The following is a 25,230-nucleotide window of genomic DNA, read 5'->3' as shown; positions in this document are numbered from 1 at the left end:
GGCATGGAACGGCGCACGCAGGCCGCCGTGCTCGCGACGGAACTGCGTGAGCGGAAGGAGGAGTAGCGTTCAGGCGGTGAGCGACGGCGGCTCCAGGAGCACGTCCGCGAGCGCCCGGCGCGGCGTCCACGCCACCGGCGAACCGTGGCCGATGCGCAGCACGATCTGGGGCCACAGCCCGTCGCCGAGCAGGTGGCGCAGGCGGACCCGGGTGGCGCGGACCTCGACCGGCTGGGAGATGAACGACGCGTCGAACCCGTTGGCCGTGGCGGTCAGCAGCACCCGCTGCATCGCCTGGCCGGCTCGCAGCCGGTCGGCGGGCGTGTCGCCGAACGACCCGACGACCACCACGAGCGGTGGGGCCGCGGGGACCCGGGCGGCCGGGTCGCCGTAGTCGCGCAGGACCCAGGTGTCGTCGGCGACCGTGGAGCCGCCGGCGGCGAACGGCACGCCGTCCCGGCTGGTGGGCGCGCGGCCGGTCCACCGGCGCCACTCCGCGCCGAAGGCCGGATCGCGCTCCTGGAGGAGGTGACTTTCGTGGACGAGCTCGTGCAGGCCGGTGAGCTGGTTCTCGTCGAGCTGCGGGAGCCACGCCTGCTCGGCTTCGGCGGCGTGGCGGAGCAGGCCGACGATCGACGGCGGAACCGGTTCACCGCCGAAGGGCGTGCGGTTGGTGTGCCGCCGCGGGATGGCCTGCGCCAGCTCCGAGAGCCGGCGGTCGACCGGGGTCGCCGTCCGCGGCCGGACCACGGCGAGCAGGTCGGGTACGTCGCGGCGGGGGAAGACCGTGGTGTCCGGGTGCACGCCGAGCGCGTGGATCGCGGTGCGCAGGTTGAACAGCGCCGCGCCGCAGGAGATGAGCAGCTCGCGCCGGTCGGCGTCGGCGACGGGCAGCACCCGGTCGGCATCGGCGTACAGCTCGATGCCGTCGGCCCCGGTGGTGAACAGCCAGGGCTGGGTGTTGTGCGTGGACGGCGCCAGCGTCGCGGCACGGAGCACCGAGATCACCTGATCGGCGCTGAGCCGTCCGGCCGGAGCCACTCGGAGCGTCATGGGTCTCCCCGCGCCGCGCGAAGCGGCGGAGTGTCGGTGGTGAGCAGTCGTCCCAACCAGCTTGGGTGGTTTCTCCCCGGGCGCACAGGGGAGAAAGTCATCTCTCGACCGGGGGCCAGCTGGCAACGTGAGGGAGGGTGAGGGATGCCGGCGACGGAACCGGGTGTGGGCGGCCGCGGGCTGTCCGGCACGCTGTCGCAGCTGCGGCTGCGGGAAACGCTGCGCGACCTGCAGGACCGCATCGAAGTCCTGATCGGCACGCGCGACAAGATGGACGGCCTGCTCGACGCGGTGCTCGCCGTCGCGTCCGGGCTCGAGCTGGACACCACGCTGCGGCGGATCGTGCAGGCGGCGGTCGACCTGGGCGAGGCGCGCTACGGCGCGCTGGGCGTGCTGGGCGATGGCGGCCCGCTCGCCGAGTTCGTCTACCAGGGCATCGACTCGCGCACGCGTGAGCGGATCGGGCACCTGCCCGAAGGCCACGGCGTGCTGGGCGTGGTCATCGACGACGCCAAACCGCTGCGCCTGCGCGAGATCTCGGCTCACCCCGCGTCGGTGGGGTTTCCGGCCAACCACCCGCCGATGCACTCGTTCCTCGGCGTGCCGGTGCGGGTGCGCGACGAGGTGTTCGGCAACCTCTACCTCGCCGAGAAGCGCGGCGCGGACGAGTTCACCGACGACGACGAGGTGATCGTGCGGGCGCTCGCCGCCGCGGCCGGGATCGCGATCGAGAACGCCCACCTCTACGAGCAGACGCGGCTGCGGCAGCGGTGGCTGGGCGCGACCGGCGAGGTCACCACGGAGCTGCTGGCCGGCGCCGACCCCGTCGACGCGCTCGACCTGATCGCCAGCCGGGCGCTCGAGCTGACCGGGTCGGACGTGACGGTGCTGGCCCTGCCCGGGACGGGCCGGCTGGACTCCGACGACGACTGGGACGCCGAGACCGACGAGCTCACGGTGTCGGTGTGCGCGGGCGGACCGGAGGAGCTGCTCACCGGGCTGCGCATCGGCGTCACGGGCACCGTGCCCGGCTCGGTCTACCGCGACCGCACCCCGCGCCGGGTGCCCGAGCTGGTCCTGGCCCCGGGCCACCACTACGGGCCGGCGCTGGTGGTGCCGCTGCGAGCCGGGGACCGCACGTCCGGGGTCCTGATCGTCACCCGCGAGCCGGGCGCACCCGCGTTCGAGACGGCGCAGCTGCCGGTCGTCGCGTCGTTCGCGGACCAGGCGGCGCTCGCGTTGCAGCTGGCCGCGCAGCAGCGCGCGGCCCGGGAGCTCGACGTGCTGTCCGACCGCGACCGCATCGCACGGGACCTGCACGACCACGTCATCCAGCGGCTCTTCGCCGTCGGGCTCGCGATGAAGGGCACCCAGCGCCGCGCGCAGGACCCGGACCTGCGGCGGCGCCTGCAGGAGAGCATCGACCAGATGCACGAGATCGTGCACGAGATCCGCACCGCCATCTTCGACCTGCACGGCGGCGTCGCGGGGGAGACGCGCCTGCGCCACCGGTTGCACGACGCGATCGCCGAACTCACCGACGACGCGCCACTGCACCCGACGGTGAGCATGGCCGGCACGCTCGACACGCTCCCGCCGCAGCTGGCCGACCACGTCGAGGCCGTGGTGCGCGAGGCGGTCAGCAACGCCGTGCGCCATTCGGGCGCGGCGACGCTGACCGTGGCGGTTTCCGTGCGCGACGGCGAAATCCGCGTCGCGGTGGCCGACGACGGTGCGGGCTTGCCCGCGGACGTGGCCACCAGCGGCCTCGGCAACCTCCGCGACCGCGCCGAATCCCTGGGTGGCGCGTTCACGGTCGATTCTCGCGCGGGCCGGGGCGTGCGGCTGGAGTGGACCGCGCCGTTGTCCTGAGCCGTGGGAGGTCGGCTGTCCCGGGCCGTGCTTTGCGCCGGGTGCCGGGACGTCTGCCGCCGGGGTGGGGACTTTGGGCCCCATCGGCGCGCGGGCGCGGCGGCGAGCATGGGGATCGCCGGAGCGACCGTCTCCGGGTCAGGAGTGGTGGATATGACCTCGGCCCCGGCGACGGACCTCGCGCCCTCCGAGATCGCGGTGCTGGCGCGCGCGGTGAGCCGCGCCCCGTCCGTGCACAACACGCAGCCGTGGAGCATGCGGGTCCGGCACACCGACGTCGACCTCATCGAACGCACTTCCGTGGCGCTGCCCAGCCACGATCCGGAGGGCCGCGATCGCACCCTGTCCTGCGGTTCGGCGCTGGCGCACCTGCAGCTGGCCGCGCGCGTGCTCTGCCGCGCGACCACCACGTGGTGCCCCGCCGACGGCGAGGTCGTGGCCACGGTCCACGCCGTCCCGGGCGACAGCCCCGATCACGACGCGCTCGCGCGGTTCCACGCCATCGGGCGCCGCCGCAGTCACCGCCGGTGGTTCGCCGCCGAGCCCGTGTCCGAAGTGGACCAAGCGGCCGTGGCGGCCGCGGGCGAAGAGCCGCGCGTGCGCGTGGTGGCCCCGCGCCACCGCGACGCGCTGGCGGCGATGCTCGGGTTCGCCACGCGGGTCTTCCGCGCCGACTCGGCCTACCAGCGCGAGCTGGGCGCGTGGACCGCGCACACCTTCGGGCCCCGGGCGGCCGGCGCCGACGAGGGCGTGCCCGAAGACGCGCTCTGCGACGAATCGCTGCCCGCCGCCGGGCTGGTGCGGCGCGACACCCCGGTGCCCGACGACGACCACCTCACCGCGCGGCTCGAGCTGGAGCACCTGCTCGTCTTCTGCACCGACGGCGACAGCCGTCGCGAGCACGTCGCCGCCGGCGCCGCGTGCGCCCGCACCTGGCTGGAGGCGACCGCGCGCGGCCTCGCCGGCTCGGTCCTGACGCAGCCGCTGCACCTGCTCGGCTTCCGCGAACTGCTCGCCGAGCGGCTGGAGCTGCCGGGGCTGCCGCAGGTGATCTTCCGCTACGGCCACCCGGTGGTGCCCGTGCCCCCGTCACCCCGCCGGCCCCTCGGTGACCTGCTGCCGGGCGAGTTCCCCGGCCGCCTGCCGTGGCAGCCGGACTGAAGAAGCCGACCCCGGAGGCCCCCATGACCACCGCACTCGCCGCCGCCGTCGAACAAGCCCTGGCGGCCGCGGTTCGCGCGCCGTCGCCGCACAACACCCAGCCGTGGCGCTTCGTCGTCGACGGGCCGCGGATCGAGGTGTGGCTGGACCGCGACCGGGTGCTCACCGTCGCGGATCCCGCAGCGTGCGAGGCCCGGCTCGCGTGCGGCGCCGCGGTGTACAACCTGCTGCTCGCCCTGCGGGTCGGCGGGTTCAGCGCCGTGCTCCGGATCGTGCCCGATCCCCCCGACCGGGACCTGCTGGCCGTGGTGCGGGTCGACGGGACCGTGCGCGCGACCCCGCCGGACCGCCGGCTGGCCGACGCGGTGTGGCGCCGGCACTCCAACCGCCGCCCGCTGTCCGCGAAGCCGGTCGGCGCCACCGCGCGCGCCCGGCTGAAGGCGGCCGCGCTCGGCGAGGGCGGGCTGCTGGAGTTCCTCGACGCCTCGGGGCGCTACTCGGCGGTGACGTCGCTCGTCCGGCGCGCCGATGCCGAGCAGTCCGCCGACCCGGCTTACGTGGCCGAGACCGCGCGCTGGGCCGGCCGTGCGCCCGACAGCCCGGACGGTGTGCCGACGGCCGCGTTCGGGCCGCGGGCCGAGGTCCCCGGGGCGCTGACGCTGCGCTCGTCGCACGAGAACCCGGACTTGGCGCCGCGTCCCTTCGAACAGGATCCGGCGCTCGCGGTCGTGCTGACCCGCGATGACGGAACCCCCGCCGACGTGCGGGCGGGGCTGGCCCTGCAGCGCGTGCTGCTCACCGCGACCGTCGAGGGCCTCGTCACGACGTTCGTGTCGCAGCCGTTCGAAACGCCCGGCACGCGCGGACCGCTGCGGGAACTCTTCCGCGGGGTCGGCCGGCCGCACACGCTGCTGCGGCTCGGTTACGGCCTGCCCGTCCGGTCCACGGCCCGCCGGCCCGCCGGCGAGGTGACGACGGTGCGCGCCACGCCGGACGTACCGGCGCGCTGACCGGCCACTCAGGACCAGATCGAGGTGCGGTCCCGGCGGTCGTCCTGCGGGCACAGCGCCCGCAGCACGTCCTGGAACGTCACCATGCCCACGAGCGCGCCCCGGTCCATGACCGGCAGCGCGCGCACGCCCGCTTCGGCCATGCAGTTGCCGAGCTCCGCCGTGCCGAGGTCCGTTTCCGCGACGACCCCGGGGGTGCGCATGACGGCCGCGACGGTGCGCGGGCTGCCGAGCATCGCGCCGGTGTCGGGATCACCGCCGGTCGGTTCGCCGGGGAACCCGGCCCGCACGAGGTCCGTCTCGCTCACCAGGCCGAGGAGCTTGCCCGAACGATCCACGACGGGCAGCGTCGTGAACCGGTGCCGGGTCATCAGCTCGGCCGCCTCGGCGAGTGAGGCCGAGGGAGCCACCGTGACCACGGGGGTGGTCATGATGTCGCGAGTCTGCATGACGGGTTCTCCGTTCCGTCGTCGCCTTCGTCCGACCCTCGCTGCCCGCGCTCGCGGCGAAAAGGGTCTTTGGTCCTCGAAGCGCCGAGTGCTGCGGAGGTGAGCCACGCGGTCGCCGGCTGTGGAGCGCCCGGGTGGTGACGATCCTCGGTGCCGCGCGGCTCGGTGGCGGCACGCCGAAGTGGTTCAATCGGTTGCATGGCCGATTCCGCACTCCCGACCGTCGTGACCGCAGACCGCGTCATCGCCGCCGGCGCGCCGCGGATCTTCGAGCTCATCGCGGATCCCGCGCACCAGCCCCGCTGGGACGGCAACGACAACCTCGCCGAAGCCCAGGACCCGCGGCGCGTCCGCGGCGCCGGCGACGTGTTCACCATGCTCCTCACCTCCGGCGGGGTGCGCGCGAACCACATCGTCGAGTTCGAAGAGGGCCGGCGCATCGCGTGGCTGCCGTCCGAACCGGACAACGACCCGCCGGGCCACCTCTGGCGCTGGGCCCTGACCCCCCTCGACGACGGCCGCTCCCGCGTGACCCACACCTACGACTGGACGAACCTCACCGACGAGAAGCGCCTCGTGCGCGCCCGCGCGACCACACCGGCCAAGCTCCGCGCCTCCCTCGACCGCCTGGCGGAACTCGCCGAAGCGGACTGAACCGATCGGCACCGCCGATCGGCCGGGTACCAGTGGGTGCCGGTGGCCCAGCCTAGGAACCGCCGACCGGAACCGCCGGCGACGCAGCCCGGCCCGGTGAAGCGGCCGCCGTCGAGAACGTGGGCGAGGCCGTCGATCGCGGGGGCGAGCCGGGGCTCGATGCCGGCCCGCGCGGCCACCGCGGTCCGCCGGGTCTCCTCGGAGCCGAAGCTGAGGAAGAACGGCGCCACGCGTACGCGGCGTTCTTCAGCGTCAGGTGGGCCGCGTGCCAGTCGCCGACGCGCAGGGACAGCCGGTGCACCAGCCAGGCGAGCGCGCCGGTGGCGGGCTGGGCGCCCGTCGGGACGTCTTGCCACTGCCCGAGCTCGGCTTCCGCACGTCGCCGCGGCGCGCTGTCCTTTGCGGACACCGCGCCGTGGGCCGCCCGCTGAATTTTGCCCGGACGGGCCGGGGTTCACTCCCCAGCGGGTGCCGGTTCAGCCGTGAGCGACGGGTCGGCAAACCCCGACGCCACGGCCCGCAGCGACGCGTCCAAGTACACGGTCAGGTCGGCGTCCGCGCGGGCGGACCAGCGTTCGTAGGCCGCGCGGCACGCCGCGAGGACCACGCGGCCGACGGCCAAGGGGTAGAGCGAATCCGCGGGCTGGCCGATCCGCCGGCCGACGTAGGCGCTCACCGCGCGTTCCCAGGCGTCGTAGTGGATCGCGGCGCTGGCGCCGAGTTCGGTGACCGTGTTGATGAGCTGCATGCGCATGCGCAGTTCCGGCACGTCGCTCGCGTGGTAGTGGTTGGCGGCCAGCACCGCTTCGCGCACGGCGTCGAAGACGGGCAGCGCGTCGGAGGTGCCGGCGAGCAGCTTGCGGATCGTCTCGACCTCGGAGTCGAACTCGTTCCACAGCACGTCCGCTTTGGACTCGTAGTAGCGGAAGAACGTCCGGCGGCTGACCCCGGCCGCCGAGGCGATGTCGTCGACCGTGGTCTCGTGGAAGCCGCGCTCGGTGAACAGGCGCAGGGCGATGACTTCCAGGGCACGGGCGCTCGTGCCGGGCGGCCGGCCGCGGCGGTTCCCCGTGGTGCGTTCGGTCATGCGAGTGTCGTTCCGTCCGGAGCCTTGTTTTTCGACACCCCGTGACGTTACTCTCCCCGATATTCGTCACCCGGTGTCGAAATGAACAGTACCGAAATCCGCTGCGTGCCACAGGAGCCACGATGAGCGAGAAGACCGCCGAACTGTCCGACCGTGCCGAAGCCGACGAAGACGTGGTGGCCGAGGACCTCCTGGTGGAGGAGGTTTCGATCGACGGGATGTGCGGTGTCTACTGACGCCGCGGCCGGCCCGTTCGACCTGGACGCCCCGTGGCGGCCGGACGAACGGGTCGCCATCCGGCCCGAGCGGTTCGGGGCGCTGCTGTACCACTTCGGGACGCGGCGCCTGTCCTTCCTCAAGAGCCCGGCACTGCTGGCGGTGGTGCGCGGGCTGACCGAGCACCCGGACGCGCGCGCCGCGTGCACCGCGGCCGGGGTCGCCGAAGCCGAGCTGCCGCGGTACCGCGTCGCGCTGGCCGCGCTGGCCGCGTCGCAGATGATCCAGCCGCGGATGATCCAGCCGAGGAGTGCCTGATGTCGCTGGTGGAGGAGTTCCAGTACGGGCTCGACGCGCCCATCTGCCTCACGTGGGAGCTGACCTACGCGTGCAACCTGTCGTGCGTGCACTGCCTGTCCTCGTCGGGGCGGCGGGATCCGCGGGAGCTGAGCACGGGCGAGTGCAAGGCGCTGATCGACGAGTTCGAGCGCATGCAGGTGTTCTACGTCAACATCGGCGGCGGCGAGCCGACGGTGCGCCCGGATTTCTGGGAGCTGGTCGACTACGCCACCGAGCACCACGTCGGGGTCAAGTTCTCCACCAACGGCGTGAAGATCACGCCCGAGGTCGCGCGCCGGCTGGCGGCGAGTGACTACGTCGACGTCCAGATCTCCCTCGACGGCGCCACCGCCGAGGTCAACGACCACGTCCGCGGCCCGGGTTCGTACGCGACCGCGATCCGCGCGATGGAGCACCTTTCCGGCGCGGGTTTCGAGAACTTCAAGATCTCGGTCGTGGTGACGCGACAGAACGTGGGCCAGCTCGACGCGTTCAAGGCCATCGCCGACCGCTACGGCGCGCAGCTGCGCATCACCCGGCTGCGCCCGTCCGGGCGGGGGGCGGACGTGTGGGACGAACTGCACCCGACCGCCGCGCAGCAGCGCGAGCTCTACGACTGGCTGGTGGCGCACGGGGAACACGTGCTGACCGGCGATTCTTTCTTCCACCTCGCCGGCTACGGCGACGGCGGGCTGCCCGGCCTGAACCTGTGCGGCGCGGGCCGGGTCGTGTGCCTGGTCGACCCGGTCGGCGACGTCTACGCGTGCCCGTTCGCCATCCACGACACCTTCTTGGCCGGCAACATCCGCGCCGAGGGCGGGTTCACGAGCGTGTGGCGCGAATCCGAGCTGTTCACGGAACTGCGCAACCCCCAGGGCGGCGGCGCCTGCACGGCGTGCTCGGCCTACGACGCGTGCCGCGGCGGGTGCATGGCCGCGAAGTTCTTCACCGGTCTTCCGCTGGACGGGCCGGACCCGGAATGCGTGCGCGGCCACGGGGAACTCGCGCTCGCGGGGGTCGCCGCGGGCAGCGCGCCCAAACCTTCGCTCGACCACTCCCACCGCAAGCGCACCCCGGTTCCGGTGACCATCGGCATGCGCCGCCCGCCCGACCGGGCCTGCGACGAAAACCCCCTCGCCGGATTCACGCCGCCGGGGCGTTGACGATGAAGCTCGCGGACCTGGCGTGGCCGGACGTCGCCGAACGGGCGGCGGCCGGGGCGATCCTCGCCGTGCCCGTCGGCGCGACCGAACAGCACGGGCCGCACCTGCCGCTGTCCACCGACACCGACGTCGCACTCGCGCTGTGCGAACGGCTCGCCGCCGCGCGCCCGGACGTGCTCGTGGCCCCGGCCGTGCCGTACGGGTCCAGCGGTGAGCACGCCGGGTTCGCCGGCACCTTGTCGATCGGGCAGGCGGCGACCGAACTGCTGCTCGTGGAACTCGGCCGCTCGGCGTCCGGCCCGTTCCGGCGGCTGCTGTTCGTCTCGGCGCACGGCGGCAACGCGGGTCCCGTCACGCGGGCCGTCGCCCGGCTGCGGGCGGAATCACGCGACGTCGAGCTGTTCCAGCCGCGCTGGCGTGGGGATCCGCACGCCGGACGGCCGGAAACCGCGCTGCAGCTTGCTCTGCGGCCGCACGCGGTGCGGATGGACCGGGCCGTCGCGGGGGATCGGCGCCCGCTCGGCGAGGTGCTGCCGCTGCTGCGCGAGGGCGGGGTTCGTGCGGTCACGGACACCGGTGTCCTCGGTGATCCGCTCGGCGCGACGGCCGCGGAAGGCGAAGCCCTGCTGGCCGAGCTGGCCGCCGCGCTCGAGTCCCAAGTGGACGCTTGGCATCCGGCGGTGCCGGCGTGAGCGCGCGGATCGCGGTCGTCACCGGCGCGGCGCGGGGGATCGGCGCCGCGACGGTGCTGGCGCTGGCGAAGCGGGGATACGCCGTGCTCGCCGTGGACCGCGCCGCCGACGATCCCGACCTCCCGTACGCCATGGGCACCGCCGCGGAGCTGGCCGCGGTCGTCAAGGCCGCGCGCGAACACTCCGCGGAGGTCGAGGAGTTCGTGGCCGACGTCCGCGATCCGCGAGCGGTCGCCGCCGCGGTCGCGGACGCGGAAAACCGCTGGGGTGGCGTGGATGTCGCCGTCGCGGCCGCCGGGGTCATCGCCGGTGGGGTGCCGCTGTGGGAGGTGCCGCCGGAGCAGGAACGTGCCGTGCTGGAGGTCGACCTGAACGGCGTGGTGCACCTCGCGCGCGCGGCGATCCCCGCGCTGCTGCGGCGGCCGCGGCCGCGTTCGGGCCGGTTCCTCGCCGTGGCTTCGGCGGCGGCCACCCGTGGATTGCCCATGCTGGCCGCGTACTGCGCGGCGAAAGCGGGCGTCGCCGGGCTGATCCGCGCGCTCGGCGTCGAGCTGGCGGACTCCGGCGTGACTGCCAACGCGGTGAGCCCCGGGTCGACCGACACCCCGATCCTCGCCGAGAGCGCCCGGCTCTACGACCTGCCCGAAGCGGCCGCGTTCGCGAGCCAGCAACCGGTGGGGCGCCTGCTGCACCCGGCGGAAGTCGCGTCGGTGCTGGCGTTCCTGGCCGGTCCGGACAGCAGCGCGATGACCGGCGCGGTCGTGCCGGTGGACGGGGGACTGGCCCTGTGAAGACTCCCGCCTCCGAGAACCCCGCCGCGAAGGTCCCACCGCTGCCCGCCGGCTTCCGCATCGAGCTGGACCAGGACACCAAGCCGCTGACCGACGAGCTGTGGTTCGGCGGCTCCCCGGCCCGGGTCCTGCGCCTCACCGCCGCGGGGCGGGCCGCGTGGCGCGAACTCGAAACCGGCCCTGTCGTCTCGAAGGCCGCCGGAGTCCTCGCGCGCCGGCTCACCGACGCGGGGTTCGCGCACCCGATCCCGCCGGAACCCGCGCGCGAGCCCGACCTCACCGTCGTGATCCCCGCCCACAACCGGATCGGGCTGCTGGAGCGCTGCCTCGCCGGTCTTGACGGCAGGCACCCCGTGCTGGTGGTCGACGACGATTCCGACGACGCGGCGGCCGTCGCCGCGGTCGCCGCGAAGCACGGCGCCAAACTGGTCCGCCGCGAAAGCAACGGCGGCCCCGGTGCCGCGCGCACCACGGCGCTCGAGCACGTCGACACCGAACTCGTCGCCTTCCTCGACAGCGACTGCGTCCCCGCCGACGGCTGGGCCGACCGGCTCGCCGCCCACTTCGCCGATCCGCTGCTGGCCGCCATCGCACCCCGGGTGCGCGCGCTCGCCGGAGACACCTGGGCCGGGCGCTACACCCGGGCCGCCGGCAGCCTCGACCTCGGTGACCGCCCGGCGCGCGTCGCGCCCGGCACCCGGACCTCCTACGTTCCGACCGCCGCTCTCGTCGCGCGCCGGGCCGCGCTCACGGCGGTCGCGATCGACGGTGCGGTGTTCGACCCGCGGCTGCGCGTCGGCGAGGACGTCGACCTCGTCTGGCGCCTGCACCGGGCCGGGCACCGGATCCGGTACGCCCCGGACGTGCACGTCGACCACCACGAACCCGAGACCTGGCGCGGGCTCCTCGGCCGCCGCGCCCGGTACGGCACGTCCGCCGCCCCACTGGCCCGGCGGCACCCGGATGCCCTGGCGCCGCTGGCTTTGCACCCGTGGCCCACCCTCACCGTCGGGGCGCTGCTGGCCCGCCGCCCGCTGCTCGCCGCGGCGGCGTTCGGCGGCTCGGTCGCGAGCATGACCCGGCTGCTGCGGCGCGACGACATCCCCACGAGCGGGGTCGTCCGCGCGATGGCCACCGCAGTGGAACAGACCTGGCTCGGCTGCGGCCGCTACGGCACGCAGTTCGCCGCGCCGCTGCTCGCCGCGCTGATGGTGCCCGGCGGACGGCGGCGGTGGGGCCGCCGTGCGGCGCTGGCGTCGTTGCTGCTGGGGCCGCCGGTGTCCGCGTGGGTGAAGCGCCGCCCGGCATTGGACCCCGTCCGCTACACCGCCGCCGCCGTCGCGGACGACGTCGCCTACGGCGCCGGCGTCTGGGCCGGCTGCCTGATCCACCGCACCACCACGCCGATCCGCCCCGCCGTCGTCCGGCGGCCGCTGCGGGTCGACCCGAAGGGACAACGATGAGCAACCCGTGGTTCGAATCCGTCGCCGAAGCGCAGCGGCGCGCGAAGAAACGGCTGCCCGGCTCCGTCTACTCGGCATTGATCGCGGGCTCGGAGAAGGGCCTGACGCTGAGCGACAACCTCGCCGCGTTCGACGAGCTGCGCTTCGCGCCGCGCACGGCCGGGCAGCACGCGCAGCGTGAGCTGGGTACCCACGTCCTCGGCCGGGACGTCGCGCTGCCGGTGCTGATTTCCCCGACGGGGGTGCAGGCGGTGCACCCCGAGGGCGAGGTCGCGGTCGCCCGCGCGGCGGCCGCCCGGGGTACGTCGATGGGGCTGTCGTCCTTCGGCAGCAAACCGATCGAAGAGGTCGTCGCCGCCAACCCGAACACGTACTTCCAGGTGTACTGGACCGGCAGCCGTGACGACATCGTGCGCCGCCTCGAGCGGGCCCGGGCGGCCGGCGCCGTCGGGATCATCCTGACGCTGGACTGGTCGTTTTCCCACAGCCGTGACTGGGGCAGCCCGCACATCCCGGAGCGGCTCACCGCGCGGGAGCTGGTGCGCTTCGCCCCGGAAGGTCTGGTGCGGCCGCGTTGGCTGCTCGGTTACGCGAAGACCCGGCGGCTGCCCGATTTGTCGGTGCCGAACATGGCGTCACCGGGCGAGGCGGCGCCGACGTTCTTCGGCGCCTACGGGCAGTGGATGCAGACCCCGCCGCCCTCGTGGGACGACGTGGCGTGGCTGCGGGCGCAGTGGGACGGGCCGTTCCTGCTCAAGGGGGTGATCCGCGTCGACGAAGCGCGTCGCGCCGTTGGTGCCGGGGTCAGTGCGATCTCGGTGTCCAACCACGGCGGCAACAACCTCGACGGCACCCCCGCCACCATTCGCGCGCTGCCGGCGATCGCCGAGGCCGTCGGTGACCAGGTGGAGGTGCTGCTCGACGGCGGCATCCGCCGGGGCAGTGACGTCGTGAAAGCGCTCGCTCTGGGCGCCCGCGCGGTGCTGATCGGCCGCGCCTACCTGTGGGGCCTGGCCGCCAACGGCCAAGGCGGCGTGGAGAACGTCCTCGACGTCCTCCGCAACGGCATCGACTCCACGTTGCTCGCCCTCGGCAAACGCGGCGTCCGGGACCTGACCCCGGAGGATCTCGTTGTGCCACCGGGGTTCCAGGCCGAGCTCGGCTCGGTGGCCAAGACGCCCGTCGGGTCCTGACCTGGCCTTGTCCGCACACGACCGGTACCGTCGATCGAACGAACGAAGGTGTTCGCATGTCGGGAGGAGTCTTGCCACTCGCGCAGCTGCCGGACCACGACGCGAAGCTTCGACCGCAGATCGCGGACTCCTGGCGTCGTTCGCAGCTGTTCGGGGTCGCGCCCGATCTGGATCCCGGAGTCGTCTCCCTCGCGGACGTCGACGCGGGCAGCCGGCTGATGGTCGCCGCCGGTCCCGTCCTCGACCGGCTCACGCAGCAGCTCGAAGGCACGCGCTTCTGCGTCCTGCTCGCCGATCGCGACTGCCGGCTCGTGTTCCGCTGGTTCGGCCACCGGCCGTTGCAGCTCGAACTGGAGAACATCGGCGTGCTCCTCGGCTCCCACTTCGCGGAGGGCCGTGTCGGCACCAACGCGCTGGGCACGCCCTACGAATCCCGCCAGGCGGTGGTGATCCACGGCGCCGAGCACTACGCCCACGCGCTCAAGCGGTTCAGCTGTTACGGGCACCCGATCCACCACCCGCTCACCGGCCGGCTCGAGGGCGTCCTCGACATCACCGGCATGAGCGACGACGAGAACCCGTTGTTCGGACCGCTCGTCAGCCGCGCCGTCGCCGACATCCGCGACGCGATCGTCGAGGGCGCCCGCGCCCCCGAACGCCAGCTGTTCCTGGCTTTCCAGCACGCCACGCAGCGCCGGTCGGCGCCGGTCGCGGTGCTCGGCGGTGACGTCGTGTTCGCCACCGAAACCTGCATCGAGCAGCTGCGCCCCGGCGATCCGGCCCTGCTGCGGACGCTGCTCCCGGACGTGCCGCCGCGCGGTGTCCTCACCACGCGCCTCGCGGTCGCCGACGGCGTCGACGTCGCGGTCACCGCCGAACGCGTCGACGGCGCGCCCGGCGGCGCGGTGTTCCAGGTGTGCCGCACGGCCGGGCGCTGCCTCGTGCCGCGCGCGGAAACGCGGCGCACGGGCCGGGCCAGGCTGATCACCGGCGAACCGGGCACCGGCCGGTCGACCCTCGCGTCCGGCGCCGGCGACGTCGAGGTCCTCGGTGCGGCCACGGCGCTTCGGCTCGAGCCGCGCGAGTGGGCCGCCCGGTTCACCGACCTCACCGCGCGGGCGGGCACGACCGTCGTCGTCGACGACGTGCACCTGCTGCCCGACGCGTTCCTCGTCCCGGTCGCCGCCGCCCTGGACCACGGGTGCCCGGCGAAGCTGGTCCTCACCGCTTGTCCGGCCGGCGAACTCCCCGCGGCCGCCGCGGCCGTGGTCGCCCGCTGCGACGAAGCGCAGGCGCTGGCCCCGCTGCGCGACCGCCCGGACGAACTCCCGGCGCTGCTGTCGGCCATGATCCGCGCCGACCGGCCCGAGTGGCGGCCGCGGTTCACCGGCGGTGCCCTCGCCGCGCTGCGCGCGCACCTGTGGCCGGGCAACCTGCACGAACTCCGCTCCGTCGCCCGCCACGTCACCGCGCTCCCGTGCACCGGGGTCGTCGACGTCGCCCAGCTCCCGAAGCAGTACCGGTCGACCGTGAAAACGCGGCGGCTGGGCGGAAGGGAGGCCGCCGAGCGCAACGCGATCGTCACCGCGCTGCGCTCGAACGCCGGGAACAAACTGCGGGCCGCGCGGGAGCTCGGCGTCAGCCGCACCACGCTCTACCGCCGCATGCAGGCTCTCGAGATCGCCGAGGACTGTCCAGTTCTGTAACAGTCCGACCCCTCTCCGCCGGGTGACCATGGCCTCGGCCCCGACCCGAGGAGGCGTCAGGTGACAGCAACGGTGCTCGGCGCCCGGCCCGCCGCGGTTCCCCACCTCCACCCGAAGACGCAAGCCGTCACCATCGCGCGATGACGCGATCCGTCCGAACAAAGGAGTTCAGGAGATGAAGACGAAGGCAGCAGTCGTCTACGAGGTGGGCAAGCCCATCGAGGTCGTCGAGCTCGACCTCGACGGACCGCAGCAGGGCGAGGTCCTCATCCGTTACACGCACGCCGGGCTGTGCCACTCCGACGTGCACATCGCGCACGGCGACCTGGAGGCGCGCCTGCCCATGGTGCTCGGGCACGAGGGCGCGGGCATCGTCGAGGACGTCGGTCCCGGCGTGACCCGGGTGAAGCCGGGCGACCACGTGGTCTGCTCGTTCATCCCGAACTGCGGCACGTGCCGGTGGTGCGCCACCGGCCAGCAGGCGATCTGCGACATGGGCGCCACGATCCTCGAGGGCTACCTGCCGGGGGAGCGGTTCCCCTTCACCGGCCCCGGCGCGGTGCGTGAATACGGCGCCATGTGCATGCTCGGCACGTTCAGCCAGTACTCGGTGATCCACCAGAACTCGGCGGTCAAGGTCGACGACGACCTCCCGCTCGACAAGGCCGTGCTGGTCGGGTGCGGTGTGCCGACGGGGTGGGGTTCGGCCGTCAACGCCGCGGACGTGAAACCGGGCGAGACGGTGATCGTGTCCGGCGTCGGCGGCATCGGGATCAACGCGGTGCAGGGCGCGCGCTACGCCGGCGCGAAGAACGTCATCGCGCTGGACCCGCTGGAGAACAAGCGCGAGAAGGCGATGGAGCTCGGCGCGACGCACGCCGTGGCCACGCCGGAGGAAGCGGCGGAGCTGGCGCAGTCGTTCACCAACGGCAACGGCGCGGACAAGACGATCGTCACCGCCGGGGTCGTCACCGAGGACATCGTCACCGGCGCGTTCAACGCGACGGGCAAGGGCGGCACGGTCGTGCTGACGGGGCTCAACAAGCTGTCGGTCAACAACGTGACGCTGCCCGGCTCGATCCTGACGCTGTTCAAGAAGACGGTGAAGGGCTCGCTGTTCGGCGACTGCAACCCGACGACCGACATCCCCAAGATCCTCGGCCTGTACCAGAGCGGGGACCTCAAGCTCGACGAGATCATCACGCGCACGTACACGCTCGACGAGGTGAACCAGGGCTACGACGACCTGCTCGAAGGTCGCAACGTCCGCGGCGTGCTGGTCCACGACGCGCCGTGAGCGGTCTGCGTGCGGTGCGGGGGCCGGGCGAGCAGCCCGGTCCCCGGGCCTTCGGCCACGCTGTCGTCGGGCGGGAGCGGGAGATCGAGCTGCTGCTCGCCGGCCTCGACGCCGGGGCCCACGTCGTGCTCGAAGGCCCGCCCGGTACCGGCAAGACCACGCTGCTGCGCGCGATCGCGGAGCGGGACGGCACCGAGTTCGTGTTCGTGGAGGGCAACGCGGAACTCACGCCCGCGCGGCTGATCGGGCACTTCGACCCGTCGCAGGTGCTCGCCAAGGGCTACACCGCGGAGACCTTTGTGGACGGTCCGCTCGTCGAAGCGCTGTGGTCCGGCGGGCTGCTCTACGTCGAGGAGGTCAACCGGGTTCCGGAGGAGACGCTCAACGTCCTCATCACCGTGATGTCCGAGGGGGAGCTGCACGTGCCGCGGCTCGGCGTGCTCGTCGCGGCGCCGGGGTTCCGGCTCGTGGCGGCGATGAACCCGTTCGACGCGATCGGCACGGCCCGCATCTCGGCGGCGGTGTACGACCGGGTCTGCCGCATCGTCATGGGGTACCAGACCCACGGCGAGGAGAGCGAGATCGTCGCCCGGCGCTCGCCCGAGGTGCCCGGGGCCTGGCGCGACCAGGTCGTGGACCTCGTGCGGCGCACGCGTGAACACGACGACCTGCGGGTCGGCTCGTCGGTGCGCGGCGCGATCGACGTCGTGCGGGTGGCGGTGTCGCTCGCGCGCATCCGGGAAACCGAACCGCTCGACTGGCAGGTCGGGTTCGACTCGGCGATGGTCGGGCTGTCCGGCCGGGTCGCCGTGCGCGAGGGGTGCGGCCGGACCGCCGAAGCGGTGATCGAGGAGCTCTACACGGCGGTGTTCGGGGCGAAACCCGCCGAGGACGGCGATCGCCCGGGAGGTGACTCGCCGGGGGAAGCGTGAGCCCGCCACCGGCGGGCCCCTCGAAACCCCGGCCGCGGCCCGGTTCCGGGCGGCGCAGCACCCCGCGCGCCGACCTCGCGAAGCAGGCGCGCTTCGGCGAGATCTCGCCCGAGGTGGGCGTGCTCGACGAGACCGCGTTCGACACGGTCTTCCGCGACGACCCCGACCAGGCCGTGTCGCTGCTGGTCGAAATGGCGTCGGCCACGGACGAGCGACTCCGCGCCGCCGCGCGGCGGCTGGCGACCGGTCTCGTGCTCGACCTCGCCCGGCAGGGGGTGGCGAGGAGCCGCGGGGTCGGCCGCCTGCGCCCCGTCCGAGCCGACCGCGGCGGTGATCTGGATCTCGACGCGTCGATGCCGGAACTGCTCGACGCGGCGGCCGGGGGCCGCGCGCCCCGCCCGGACGAGCTCGTCGCCCAGCAGTGGGGCCGGCCGGAACTCGCGCTGTGCCTGCTGATCGACACGAGCGGCTCGATGACCGGCCGCCGCCTCGCCGCCGCGGCACTGACCGCGGCGGCCTGCGCGTGGCGGGCACCCGGTGACCACGCCGTGCTCTCGTTCGCCCGCAAGACGGACGTCATCCGTCCACTGTGGTCGGCCCGCACGCGCCCCGCGGTCGTCGACTCGGTGCTGTCACTGCGCGGCCACGGCGTCACCGCCCTGGCCACCGCACTGCGCGAAGCGTCCCACCAGCTCGCCGCTTCCCGCGCGGCGCGCAAGGCCGTGCTCCTGTTCTCCGACTGCCGCGCGACCGACGACGAGGACCCCGTCCCCGCCGCGCGGTCCTGCGAGGAGCTGCTCATCCTCGCCCCCGCGGAGGACTCCGAAGAGGCAGCCCACTTCGCCACCCGCGCCGGCGCGCGGTGGCGCCCGCTCGCTGGCCCCGCCGCGGCCCCCGCGGCCTTGGCGGAGCTGCTGGACGGCCGGTGATCGTCGCGCGGTCCCGGACTCGCGCGGGTCGTCAGCTGAGCCGGTCGTGGACGACCCGGCCGCCGACCGCGGTGGCCAGCACTTCGATCTCCCCGACATCGGCCGGGGCAACGGATCGGGGGTCCGCGGACAGCACGACGAAGTCGCCGAACCGGCCCGGTGCCAGCGTGCCGGAGACGTTCTCCTGGCCGGCGCACCACGCGCTGCCGGTCGTGTAGAGCTCGAGCATCGTGGCGACGTCGACGGCCCATTCCGCGCCCAGGCACCCGGAGTCGCGGGTGTTCCGGGTCGCGGCCGTGGCGATGCCCGCGAGCGGCGCGAACGGGGCGACCGGGCTGTCCGACCCGCCGCCGACGCGCCCGGGCAAGTGGCGCACGAGCTCGGCCAGTGGACCGATGTCGCGCGCTCGGCCGGCGCCGAGGTAGTGCGTGAAGCCGCCCGCAAGCTGCCAGAACAGGCCCGGCTGGGCGGTGACCGAAAGTCCGAGGTCGTCGATCACGGGCCAGTGCTCGGCGCGGGGGTTGAGCAAGTGGATCAGCGTCCACCGGGGGAGTGCGGCCACCGCCGCCGCGGCGCGGAACGCGTCGAGCACCAGGTCGGTGGCCGCGTCGCCGAGGACGTGTACGCCGACGTGCCACCCCTGCGCGGCCGCGCTCGTGCACACGGCTTCGAGCACGTCCGGTGTCAGGAGCGGTTTGCCCCACGGGTGGGCCGGATCGTCCGGCTCGGCGTAGTGGTCGCGGTAGTACCCGGTCTCGACGCCGCCGTCCGCGATCAGCTTGATCCCCAGGGTGCGGCACCAGGGTGACCGGAGATCGGGCTCGAACCCACCGGACCGCACCGCGTCGAGCGCCCCCGTGGCGTCCAGCCCGGCGATCGGCGGCAGCCACATCATGCTGGTGCGCACGGTCAACCGGTCCTCGGCGGCCAGCGATCGGTAGACCGCCATCTGTTCGGTCGTCAGGCCCGGATCGATCACGGCGGTGATGCCTGCCGCGGCGTACGCTTCCGCCGCGGCGGCCACGGCGGCGGTCCACTGTTCCCGGGTGACCGGAGGGACCACAGCGAGGACCGGGGCCAGCGCCGCCTTGCCGGCCAGGTGCCCGGTGAGCCGGCCCCGCGCGTCACGCACGAAGGTGCCACCCGCCGGGCTGGTGGCGTCCGCGGTGATTCCGGCCCGGCGCAGCGCCTCGGAGTTCAGCACCATGTTGTGCCCGCCCCGGCGGATCACCACCGGATGCGCGGGCGCGGCGGCATCGAGCTCGGCGGCGGAGGGGAACCGGCGTTCCGCGAGCTGGTTCTCGTGCCAGCCGGGCGCCGTCTCGATCCACTCACCCGGTGCCGTGGTCGCGGCTACGCGGGTGATGACGGCCAGCACGTCGGCGACGCTGCGAGCCTCGTTCAGACCGGGCCGGAGCAGGCCGAGCCCGGTGGTCATGAGGTGGTTGTGCGAATCGTGGAACCCGGGCATCGCGAACCGCCCGCCCGCGTCGAGCACCCGCGTGCGGGGACCCACGAAACCGCGGGTGTCGGCGTCTTCGCCGACGGCGAGGACGGTGCCCGCGCGCACCGCCACCGACGTGGCCACCGGGCGGTCCCGGTCCATCGTGAGAACGGCCGCGTTGGTCAGCACGAGATCGGCCGCTTCGGGGATCATCGGTTCTCCTCGTTCCGCGTCGGGGTGGTGTGTGCGCCGGTCGCCACGTGCTGCCGTCACCACGCCGACCGCCCGCCGTCGACGGCGAAGTTCGCGCCGGTGACCCAGGAGGCCTGGACCAGGTTGCTGGACCAGCACCTGCTCCGCCGGCTGGGCACGGCGGAGGACGTCGCCTACTGCGCCCTCTACCTGTGCTCGGACGAGGCCTCCTGGGACGACTGCAGGTTCACGATCCGCACTGAGCTCGACTTGCGGTACTGGTCCGGCCCGCCCTTCGCCGCACCGTGCGCGAGGAAGCCGCTCCCCGCGACCGTCCCGACGGCCGACGTGACAACACCGCGTCGGCCCCGAGGTTCGGCCGGGCCGGCGAGCCGTCCTCCCGACGACCGTCGCGCCGTGGCGGGCGAACAGCAGCGCCGCGGCGCGGCCTTGCCCGCTGGCCGTGCCGGTGATGAAGGCGCGTTTTCCCCGTAGGCGCACAGGTCACACCGCCGCTTCCGGCGCCGCGCGCCGGGTCCGGGACGGGCGCACGATCAGCAACGTGCCGACGGCCACGGCGGCGAGCAGGATCAGGTACAGCGCCACCGGCCAGGACGCCCCGTAGGCGGCCAGCAGCGCCGTCGCGATCAGCGGGGAGAGCCCGCCGCTGAACGCGGACGAGACCTCGTGCCCGAGTGCGAGGCCGGAATACCGCACTCCGGTGTCGAACAGCCCGCTGAACAGCTTCGGCTGAACCGCGTTCATCGCGGCGAAGGAAAGGCTGTTGGCGCCGAAGAAGGCGAGGAAGATCGCCACCCCGTTGCCCGTGTCGAGCAGGCCGAAGAACGGGAAGGCGAACAACCCCATTCCGAAGGCGCCGGCGAAGTAGATCGGCCAGACGCCGATTAGGTCCGACAGCCAGCCGAAGAAAACCAGGATCGGCAACTGCACCAGGAAGGAAATGATGAGCGCGAGCTGGACGGTTCCCGCATCCAGTTTCGCGAAGCTCGCGTAGGCCAGTGAAAACGTGACGAAGATGTAGGAACCGCCGTTCTCGGCAACGCGGAGTCCCATTGCCGTCAGCACTTGCTTCGGCTGGGTGCGCAGCGTCTGCAGGACCGGCAGCTTCTGTTCCCGGGCTCGATCGCGAAGTTTCGTGAACTCGGCGCTCTCGGGAATCCGGAACCGCAGCCACAGTCCCACCGCGAACACGATCACGCTGAGCAGGAAGGGGATTCGCCAGCCCCACGTCGTGAACTGGCTCGGCAGCCACGTCTGCACGGAGAGGAAGGCGGCTGACGCGAGGATGAACCCGGCGCTGAGCCCCGCCTGGCCGAACGAGGAGTAGAAGCCCTGGCGCCGCTGCGAAGCGTTCTCCGTGACGATCAGGACGGCGCCGCCCCACTCGCCTCCGGTGGCGATGCCCTGGAACACGCGCAGCACGACGAGCAGGACGGGTGCCCAGATGCCGATCTGGGCGTAGGTGGGGAGCAGGCCCATCAGGAACGTCATCGCGCCCATCAGGACCAGGGTCGCCAGCAGCACGTTCTTCCGTCCGTACCGGTCGCCGAAGTGGGCGAAGACGATGCCGCCGATCGGCCGCGCCAGGAAGCCGAGCGCGAACCCGGCGAACGCCCCGAGCGTCCCGATGATCGGATCCGTCCCCGCCGGGAAGAAGAGCTTGTTGAAGACCAGCGGCGCGGCGAACCCGTACAGGAAGAAGTCGTACCACTCGAGGGCGTTGCCCAGCATGGACGCGAGCACCAGACGGCGGATCGGCGGCCGGTGCCCGACGGTGTTTCCGGTCTGCGAGGGGGACGTCATGGGGGATCCTCCACTCTTCGGTGAGCACTGCCTTGATGACGTCGGCCCGTCGAGTGGTGCTCAGGCGGGCCGTGCCGGTTGTCGCGGACGCACGGGGTCTGCAGTGGACGGTCGTGGTCAGGTCGCCGGAGCCGCGGAGCGGGCGACGACGCGGTACGCCGACGCGTCGAACGTGCTCAGCGCTTCGGCCATGTCTCGCACGGACCCGGGCCACGCGGCCTTGTTGTGGCCGAGTTCGTCCTGCGAGTAGTTGGTGCAGCCGCCGGCCACCACCGGCCCGTTGTCGAGAATCGCGTCGGCGCGGCGCTTCCAGCCGGCTTCGGCGGCCTCGTCGACCTCGAGCGCCAGCACTCCGTTCTCCGCCATGAAGTCGAAGGCGGCGAGGAGGTACCGGGCCGTGGCCTCCCCGGCGAACATCCCGTGCCAGATCTGCCCGTTCGGCGCCGGGCCGCCGATCAGGAACAGGTTCGGGCACCCGGCGACCGACACCGACTTGTACGCCTGGGGGTGTCCCGCCTGCACCTCGGCGACCGTCCTGCCGTCGCGGCGCTTCACCCGCGCAAGCACGTGCCCGCCGAAGTGGAAGCCGGTCGCGAAGACGATGGTGTCGGCTTCGATCTCCGCACCGCTCGCCGCGGTGATGGTCGACGCGCCGATCCCGACGGCCGCTTCGGGCACGATCCGCACGTTCGGCTGTTGCAGGGCGGTGAAGTAGTCGTCGCTGTAGAGCGTTCGTTTGCAGCCGAACCGGTGCCGCGGGGTCAGCAGCGCGCGAAGTTCCGGATCGCCCACCTGGGCCTCGAGGAACTCGCGGGCCAGTTCCTCGTTCTTCGCCAGGCCCTGTCCCGTGATCACGTCGGACCACGCCTTCTCACGGCGCGAGAACGTCTCGCCCCGGTGTGCTGCGGCGGCTGCTGCCGCTTCGTGCACGCGCTCGTGGTCCTCGAGCGCGAGCTTCTCGTTGCGCTTCGGCAGCACCCAGGTCGGGGTGCGCTGGAAGACGGTGACCGCGCAGGCGTGCTTCTGCAGTTCCGAGACGATCTGCATCCCCGACGATCCGGTCCCGATCACGGCGACGTGTTCGCCTTCGCCGGTGTAGCCGTCGGGCCACTGCGACGAGTGGAACAGGCGCCCCTCGAACGCATCGCGACCCGGGATCCGGGGCAGGACCGCCTCTTCGAGGTAACCGGTGGCCAGCAGGAGGAAGTCGGCGTGGTACGTGCCCTGCGTCGTGCGCACCTCCCAGCAGTTCTCGCCGCCGAGCCAGTCCGCCCCCGTCATCTCGGTCCCGAAGTGCGCGTGGCGGTACAAGTCGTTGTCCGCGGCGACCTTCTGCAGGTACGTCAGCAACTCGGGTTGCCGGGCGTAGACGGCGCTCCAGTCACCGGTCACGGCGTAGCTGAGCTGGTACAGCTCGGACGGCACGTCGACCTCGCACCCCGGGTAGGTGTTCTGGAACCAGGTCCCGCCGAAGTCCGAGTGCTTCGAGATGATCAGGAAGTCGTCGATGCCCGCGCGTTTGAAGTAGACCGCGGGCGAGATGCCGTTCCCGCCGGAGCCGACGATGAGGGCCTTGGTGTGTGCGACGAAGTCCACGAACATTCCTCCAGGTGTTCAGGAAAGTGCGGCAGCCGTGGTGTCCGCGGGCGGCCTCGGCGGGATCGGTCTCGCGTTTTGGTACGATTAATGGCGTGCAGAACCCGGAACGGACTTCACCGGAACCTCCCGAGATCGGTGGCGGATTCTTCGCGAACGAATTCATGCCGGCCCTTCTCAACCAAGCCATGAATCTGTTGAACGAACGGTTCAAGGCCGCGCTGAAGCCGCACGGGATCTCCATTTCCCAGTGGCGGACCCTCGCCGCTCTGACCTATGCGGACGACCTGTCCCTGACCGAAATCGTCCGCTTGACGGCCATCGGCCAGACGACGCTGAGCCGCGTCGTCGACGGGCTGGCAGGCAAGGGGCTCGTCCGGACGGCACCCCGGGCGGCCGACGGGCGGTTCGTCGCGATCAGGCTGACCGACGCGGGCCGGGCTCTGGTCGACGGAGTGTGGCCGACCGCGTGGTCGCATTCGGAGGACGCCGTCGCCGGGTGGGACGAAGGGGAGCGTGCGGATCTCCACCGCCTGCTCCGGAAACTGGTCGCCGGCCTGCAGGGCAAGGAATGAGTGGTGGCGCCCGCTTGATCGCCGGGCGATGCTGTCATGGCCGTCCTCCTCGTTCGGGAACGAGTCTTCCGGGCCTGCGCGCCGCGGCGAACCAGCCGCGTCGCTCGCTGCCCGCACCGGCGCACCGTGGCCGGACCGGGTGCCGCGACGTTCGCCACCGCACCGCTTGAAGATCGGCCAACCCGCTCGGGACGAGGTGACCGTGCCGTGACTTCATATGATTATGCATATGAAGTTTCATGTCAATGGCTGTCCGCCGGCTTGGCTCGGCTGTGGATCGGCGCGCGCTTACTCGGGATCGGCGCCGCGGCGGCGGTGGAGGAGCAGGCGCCCGCCGAGGCCGACCGCGAAGACCGCCAGCCCGGCGAGGATCGAGGGCCAGGGGAGGGTTGCGACGAGCGCGACGCAGCCGAGCAGGCCGAGCACGTGCAGCCAGCGGGGCCAGCGCCGGTGCGGTGCGCGCTGGGTGAAGGCCGACGTGTTGGCGATGGCGTAGTAGACGAGCACGCCGAAGGACGAGAACCCGATCACGCCACGCAGGTCGACGGTCAGCGCGAGCACCGACACGACGACGGCGAGCGCGAGTTCGGCGTGGTGGGGCACCCGGTAGCGGGGGTGCACGGCGGCCAGCGGGGCGGGCAGGTCGCGGTTGCGGGCCATCGCGAGACTGGTGCGCCCGATCCCCGCGATCAGTGCGAGCAGGGCGCCGAGGCTGGCGACGGCGCCGCCGATGCGCACGACGGGCGCCAGGTCGCCCGCGCCGGCGTCGGTGACGGCCGTGGTGAGCGGCGCGGCGGATTCCGCGAGGCGGGCCGGCCCGGAGGCCAGGAGCGCGGCGACGCCGATGATCAGGTACACCAGCACGGCGATCCCCAGCGCGAGCGGGATCGCACGGGGAATCGTGCGCGCGGGGTCGCGGACTTCTTCGCCCATCGTGGCGATGCGCGCGTAGCCCGCGAAGGCGAAGAACAGCAACCCGGCGGCCTGCAGGATGCCGTACACCCCGCCGGAGGTCCACGCTCCGGCGCCGCCGAGGTGAGCCGGGGAAGCCGCGCCGCCGAAGGCGATGCCGAGCACCACGACGGCGAGCGCGGCGAGGGTGATCGTGACCAGGATCCGGGTCAGCTGCGCGGTGCGGGTCACGCCGCGGGTGTTGAGCACGGCGAGGGCGAGCACTCCCGCGACGGCCACGAGGCGTTGCAGCCACCACGGGCCGGGCACGGCGTAGGTGGCGAAGGTCAGCGCCATCGCCGCGCACGAGGCGGTCTTGCCGACGACGAACCCCCACCCGGCGGTGAATCCCCACCACGGTCCGAGCCGCTCCCGCCCGTACGCGTAGGTGCCGCCGGACGTCGGGTACTGCGCGGCGAGCTGCGCCGACGACACCGCGTTGCAGTACGCGACGACTGCGGCCAGGACCAGTCCGAGCAACAGGCCGGTGCCGGCTGCTTTCGCGGCGGGGCCGAACGCGGCGTACACGCCGGCGCCGATCATGGAGCCGAGCCCGATGACGACGGCGTCGCCGGTGCCCAGCCGCCGCGCGAGCGCGGGCGGGTTGCCGGTGATCATGGCGGGTGGTTCTCCTCGGGGAC

At 73.2% G+C, this 25,230-nt stretch carries 24 protein-coding genes; 17 read left to right on the top strand and 7 right to left on the bottom strand.

All coding sequences use genetic code 11. The features are described 5' to 3' along the window. Positions 1-69: 69 nt before the first annotated feature. Positions 70-1,053 carry an Acg family FMN-binding oxidoreductase gene (locus tag ACIA77_RS44470; RefSeq protein WP_395892212.1) on the bottom strand — a complete coding sequence of 328 codons (984 nt, stop codon included), beginning with the start codon at positions 1,051-1,053 and terminating at the stop codon, positions 70-72. A 144-nt stretch (positions 1,054-1,197) separates the two neighbouring features. Here ACIA77_RS44470 and ACIA77_RS44465 point away from each other — a divergent pair, with 144 nt between their 5' ends. The 3 genes from ACIA77_RS44465 to ACIA77_RS44455 all read left to right on the top strand — a co-directional run bounded on the left by ACIA77_RS44465 (position 1,198) and on the right by ACIA77_RS44455 (position 5,096). Continuing rightward, positions 1,198-2,925, top strand: a complete 1,728-nt coding sequence (locus ACIA77_RS44465; RefSeq protein ID WP_395892211.1) for a GAF domain-containing protein — start codon at positions 1,198-1,200, stop codon at positions 2,923-2,925. A gap of 153 nt (positions 2,926-3,078) precedes the next feature. Beyond that, positions 3,079-4,086, top strand: a complete 1,008-nt coding sequence (locus ACIA77_RS44460; protein ID WP_395892210.1) for an Acg family FMN-binding oxidoreductase — start codon at positions 3,079-3,081, stop codon at positions 4,084-4,086. A gap of 23 nt (positions 4,087-4,109) precedes the next feature. Further along, complete coding sequence (locus tag ACIA77_RS44455) at positions 4,110-5,096, top strand: Acg family FMN-binding oxidoreductase (RefSeq protein ID WP_395892209.1); 987 nt, start codon at positions 4,110-4,112, stop codon at positions 5,094-5,096. A gap of 8 nt (positions 5,097-5,104) precedes the next feature. Here the strand turns inward: ACIA77_RS44455 and ACIA77_RS44450 are convergent, their stop codons facing one another. Next, positions 5,105-5,545 (bottom strand): HPP family protein, encoded by a 441-nt coding sequence (locus ACIA77_RS44450; protein WP_395892208.1) that lies wholly within the window; start codon positions 5,543-5,545, stop codon positions 5,105-5,107. 198 nt (positions 5,546-5,743) lie between these two features. Between ACIA77_RS44450 and ACIA77_RS44445 the strand changes: the two genes are divergently transcribed. Next, positions 5,744-6,199 (top strand): SRPBCC family protein, encoded by a 456-nt coding sequence (locus tag ACIA77_RS44445; RefSeq protein ID WP_395892207.1) that lies wholly within the window; start codon positions 5,744-5,746, stop codon positions 6,197-6,199. A 454-nt stretch (positions 6,200-6,653) separates the two neighbouring features. Here the strand turns inward: ACIA77_RS44445 and mftR are convergent, their stop codons facing one another. Beyond that, entirely contained in the window at positions 6,654-7,286 is a 633-nt protein-coding gene (mftR, locus tag ACIA77_RS44440) for a mycofactocin system transcriptional regulator (RefSeq protein WP_395892206.1), read from the bottom strand. A 122-nt stretch (positions 7,287-7,408) separates the two neighbouring features. Here mftR and mftA point away from each other — a divergent pair, with 122 nt between their 5' ends. The 11 genes from mftA (at position 7,409) to ACIA77_RS44385 (ending at position 18,007) form a co-directional block, all read left to right on the top strand. After that, entirely contained in the window at positions 7,409-7,522 is a 114-nt protein-coding gene (mftA, locus tag ACIA77_RS44435; protein WP_395892205.1) for a mycofactocin precursor MftA, read from the top strand. Continuing rightward, entirely contained in the window at positions 7,512-7,820 is a 309-nt protein-coding gene (gene mftB / locus ACIA77_RS44430) for a mycofactocin biosynthesis chaperone MftB (RefSeq protein ID WP_395892204.1), read from the top strand. Before mftA ends, mftB begins: the two co-directional genes overlap by 11 nt. Then, entirely contained in the window at positions 7,820-9,004 is a 1,185-nt protein-coding gene (gene mftC, locus ACIA77_RS44425) for a mycofactocin radical SAM maturase (protein ID WP_395892203.1), read from the top strand. Before mftB ends, mftC begins: the two co-directional genes overlap by 1 nt. A gap of 2 nt (positions 9,005-9,006) precedes the next feature. Next, the gene (gene mftE, locus ACIA77_RS44420) at positions 9,007-9,696 is read left to right on the top strand and encodes a mycofactocin biosynthesis peptidyl-dipeptidase MftE (RefSeq protein WP_395892202.1); all 690 of its coding nucleotides are present in this window, start codon (positions 9,007-9,009) and stop codon (positions 9,694-9,696) included. Beyond that, entirely contained in the window at positions 9,693-10,487 is a 795-nt protein-coding gene (locus ACIA77_RS44415; RefSeq protein WP_395892201.1) for a mycofactocin-coupled SDR family oxidoreductase, read from the top strand. The genes mftE and ACIA77_RS44415 overlap by 4 nt, the downstream gene beginning before the upstream one ends. After that, positions 10,484-11,950, top strand: coding sequence for a mycofactocin biosynthesis glycosyltransferase MftF (gene mftF / locus ACIA77_RS44410; RefSeq protein ID WP_395892200.1), 1,467 nt, complete (start codon positions 10,484-10,486; stop codon positions 11,948-11,950). Before ACIA77_RS44415 ends, mftF begins: the two co-directional genes overlap by 4 nt. After that, complete coding sequence (gene mftD, locus ACIA77_RS44405; RefSeq protein WP_395892199.1) at positions 11,947-13,143, top strand: pre-mycofactocin synthase MftD; 1,197 nt, start codon at positions 11,947-11,949, stop codon at positions 13,141-13,143. The genes mftF and mftD overlap by 4 nt, the downstream gene beginning before the upstream one ends. Before the next feature lie 56 nt (positions 13,144-13,199). Continuing rightward, complete coding sequence (locus tag ACIA77_RS44400) at positions 13,200-14,849, top strand: sigma-54-dependent Fis family transcriptional regulator (protein ID WP_395892198.1); 1,650 nt, start codon at positions 13,200-13,202, stop codon at positions 14,847-14,849. A gap of 175 nt (positions 14,850-15,024) precedes the next feature. Next, positions 15,025-16,146 (top strand): NDMA-dependent alcohol dehydrogenase, encoded by a 1,122-nt coding sequence (locus ACIA77_RS44395; protein WP_395892197.1) that lies wholly within the window; start codon positions 15,025-15,027, stop codon positions 16,144-16,146. Beyond that, positions 16,143-17,078 (top strand): AAA family ATPase, encoded by a 936-nt coding sequence (locus ACIA77_RS44390; protein ID WP_395892196.1) that lies wholly within the window; start codon positions 16,143-16,145, stop codon positions 17,076-17,078. The genes ACIA77_RS44395 and ACIA77_RS44390 overlap by 4 nt, the downstream gene beginning before the upstream one ends. Further along, complete coding sequence (locus tag ACIA77_RS44385; protein WP_395892195.1) at positions 17,075-18,007, top strand: VWA domain-containing protein; 933 nt, start codon at positions 17,075-17,077, stop codon at positions 18,005-18,007. The genes ACIA77_RS44390 and ACIA77_RS44385 overlap by 4 nt, the downstream gene beginning before the upstream one ends. A 31-nt stretch (positions 18,008-18,038) precedes the next feature. On the opposite strand, the gene ACIA77_RS44380 is transcribed toward ACIA77_RS44385, so the two are convergent. Continuing rightward, positions 18,039-19,664, bottom strand: a complete 1,626-nt coding sequence (locus ACIA77_RS44380; RefSeq protein WP_395892194.1) for an amidohydrolase — start codon at positions 19,662-19,664, stop codon at positions 18,039-18,041. A gap of 99 nt (positions 19,665-19,763) precedes the next feature. Here ACIA77_RS44380 and ACIA77_RS44375 point away from each other — a divergent pair, with 99 nt between their 5' ends. After that, positions 19,764-20,138 (top strand): hypothetical protein, encoded by a 375-nt coding sequence (locus tag ACIA77_RS44375; RefSeq protein WP_395892193.1) that lies wholly within the window; start codon positions 19,764-19,766, stop codon positions 20,136-20,138. Between the two features lie 9 nt (positions 20,139-20,147). Here ACIA77_RS44375 and ACIA77_RS44370 read toward each other — a convergent pair whose 3' ends face one another. After that, positions 20,148-21,467, bottom strand: a complete 1,320-nt coding sequence (locus tag ACIA77_RS44370) for an MFS transporter (protein WP_395892192.1) — start codon at positions 21,465-21,467, stop codon at positions 20,148-20,150. Between the two features lie 117 nt (positions 21,468-21,584). Further along, positions 21,585-23,063, bottom strand: coding sequence for a flavin-containing monooxygenase (locus ACIA77_RS44365; RefSeq protein WP_395892191.1), 1,479 nt, complete (start codon positions 23,061-23,063; stop codon positions 21,585-21,587). Positions 23,064-23,158: 95 nt separating this feature from the next. Between ACIA77_RS44365 and ACIA77_RS44360 the strand changes: the two genes are divergently transcribed. After that, on the top strand, positions 23,159-23,638 hold the full coding sequence (locus ACIA77_RS44360; RefSeq protein WP_395892189.1) for a MarR family winged helix-turn-helix transcriptional regulator: 480 nt from the start codon (positions 23,159-23,161) through the stop codon (positions 23,636-23,638). Positions 23,639-23,926: 288 nt separating this feature from the next. Here ACIA77_RS44360 and ACIA77_RS44355 read toward each other — a convergent pair whose 3' ends face one another. After that, positions 23,927-25,207 (bottom strand): APC family permease, encoded by a 1,281-nt coding sequence (locus ACIA77_RS44355; protein WP_395892188.1) that lies wholly within the window; start codon positions 25,205-25,207, stop codon positions 23,927-23,929. Positions 25,208-25,230: the final 23 nt, after the last annotated feature.

It is taken from the genome of Amycolatopsis sp. NPDC051903, from assembly GCF_044452505.1.
In the GTDB taxonomy this organism is placed as follows: Bacteria; Actinomycetota; Actinomycetes; order Mycobacteriales; family Pseudonocardiaceae; genus Amycolatopsis.
The sequence above is the reverse complement of the archived record's forward strand: the minus strand, read 5'-3'. Positions and strand labels throughout refer to the sequence as shown.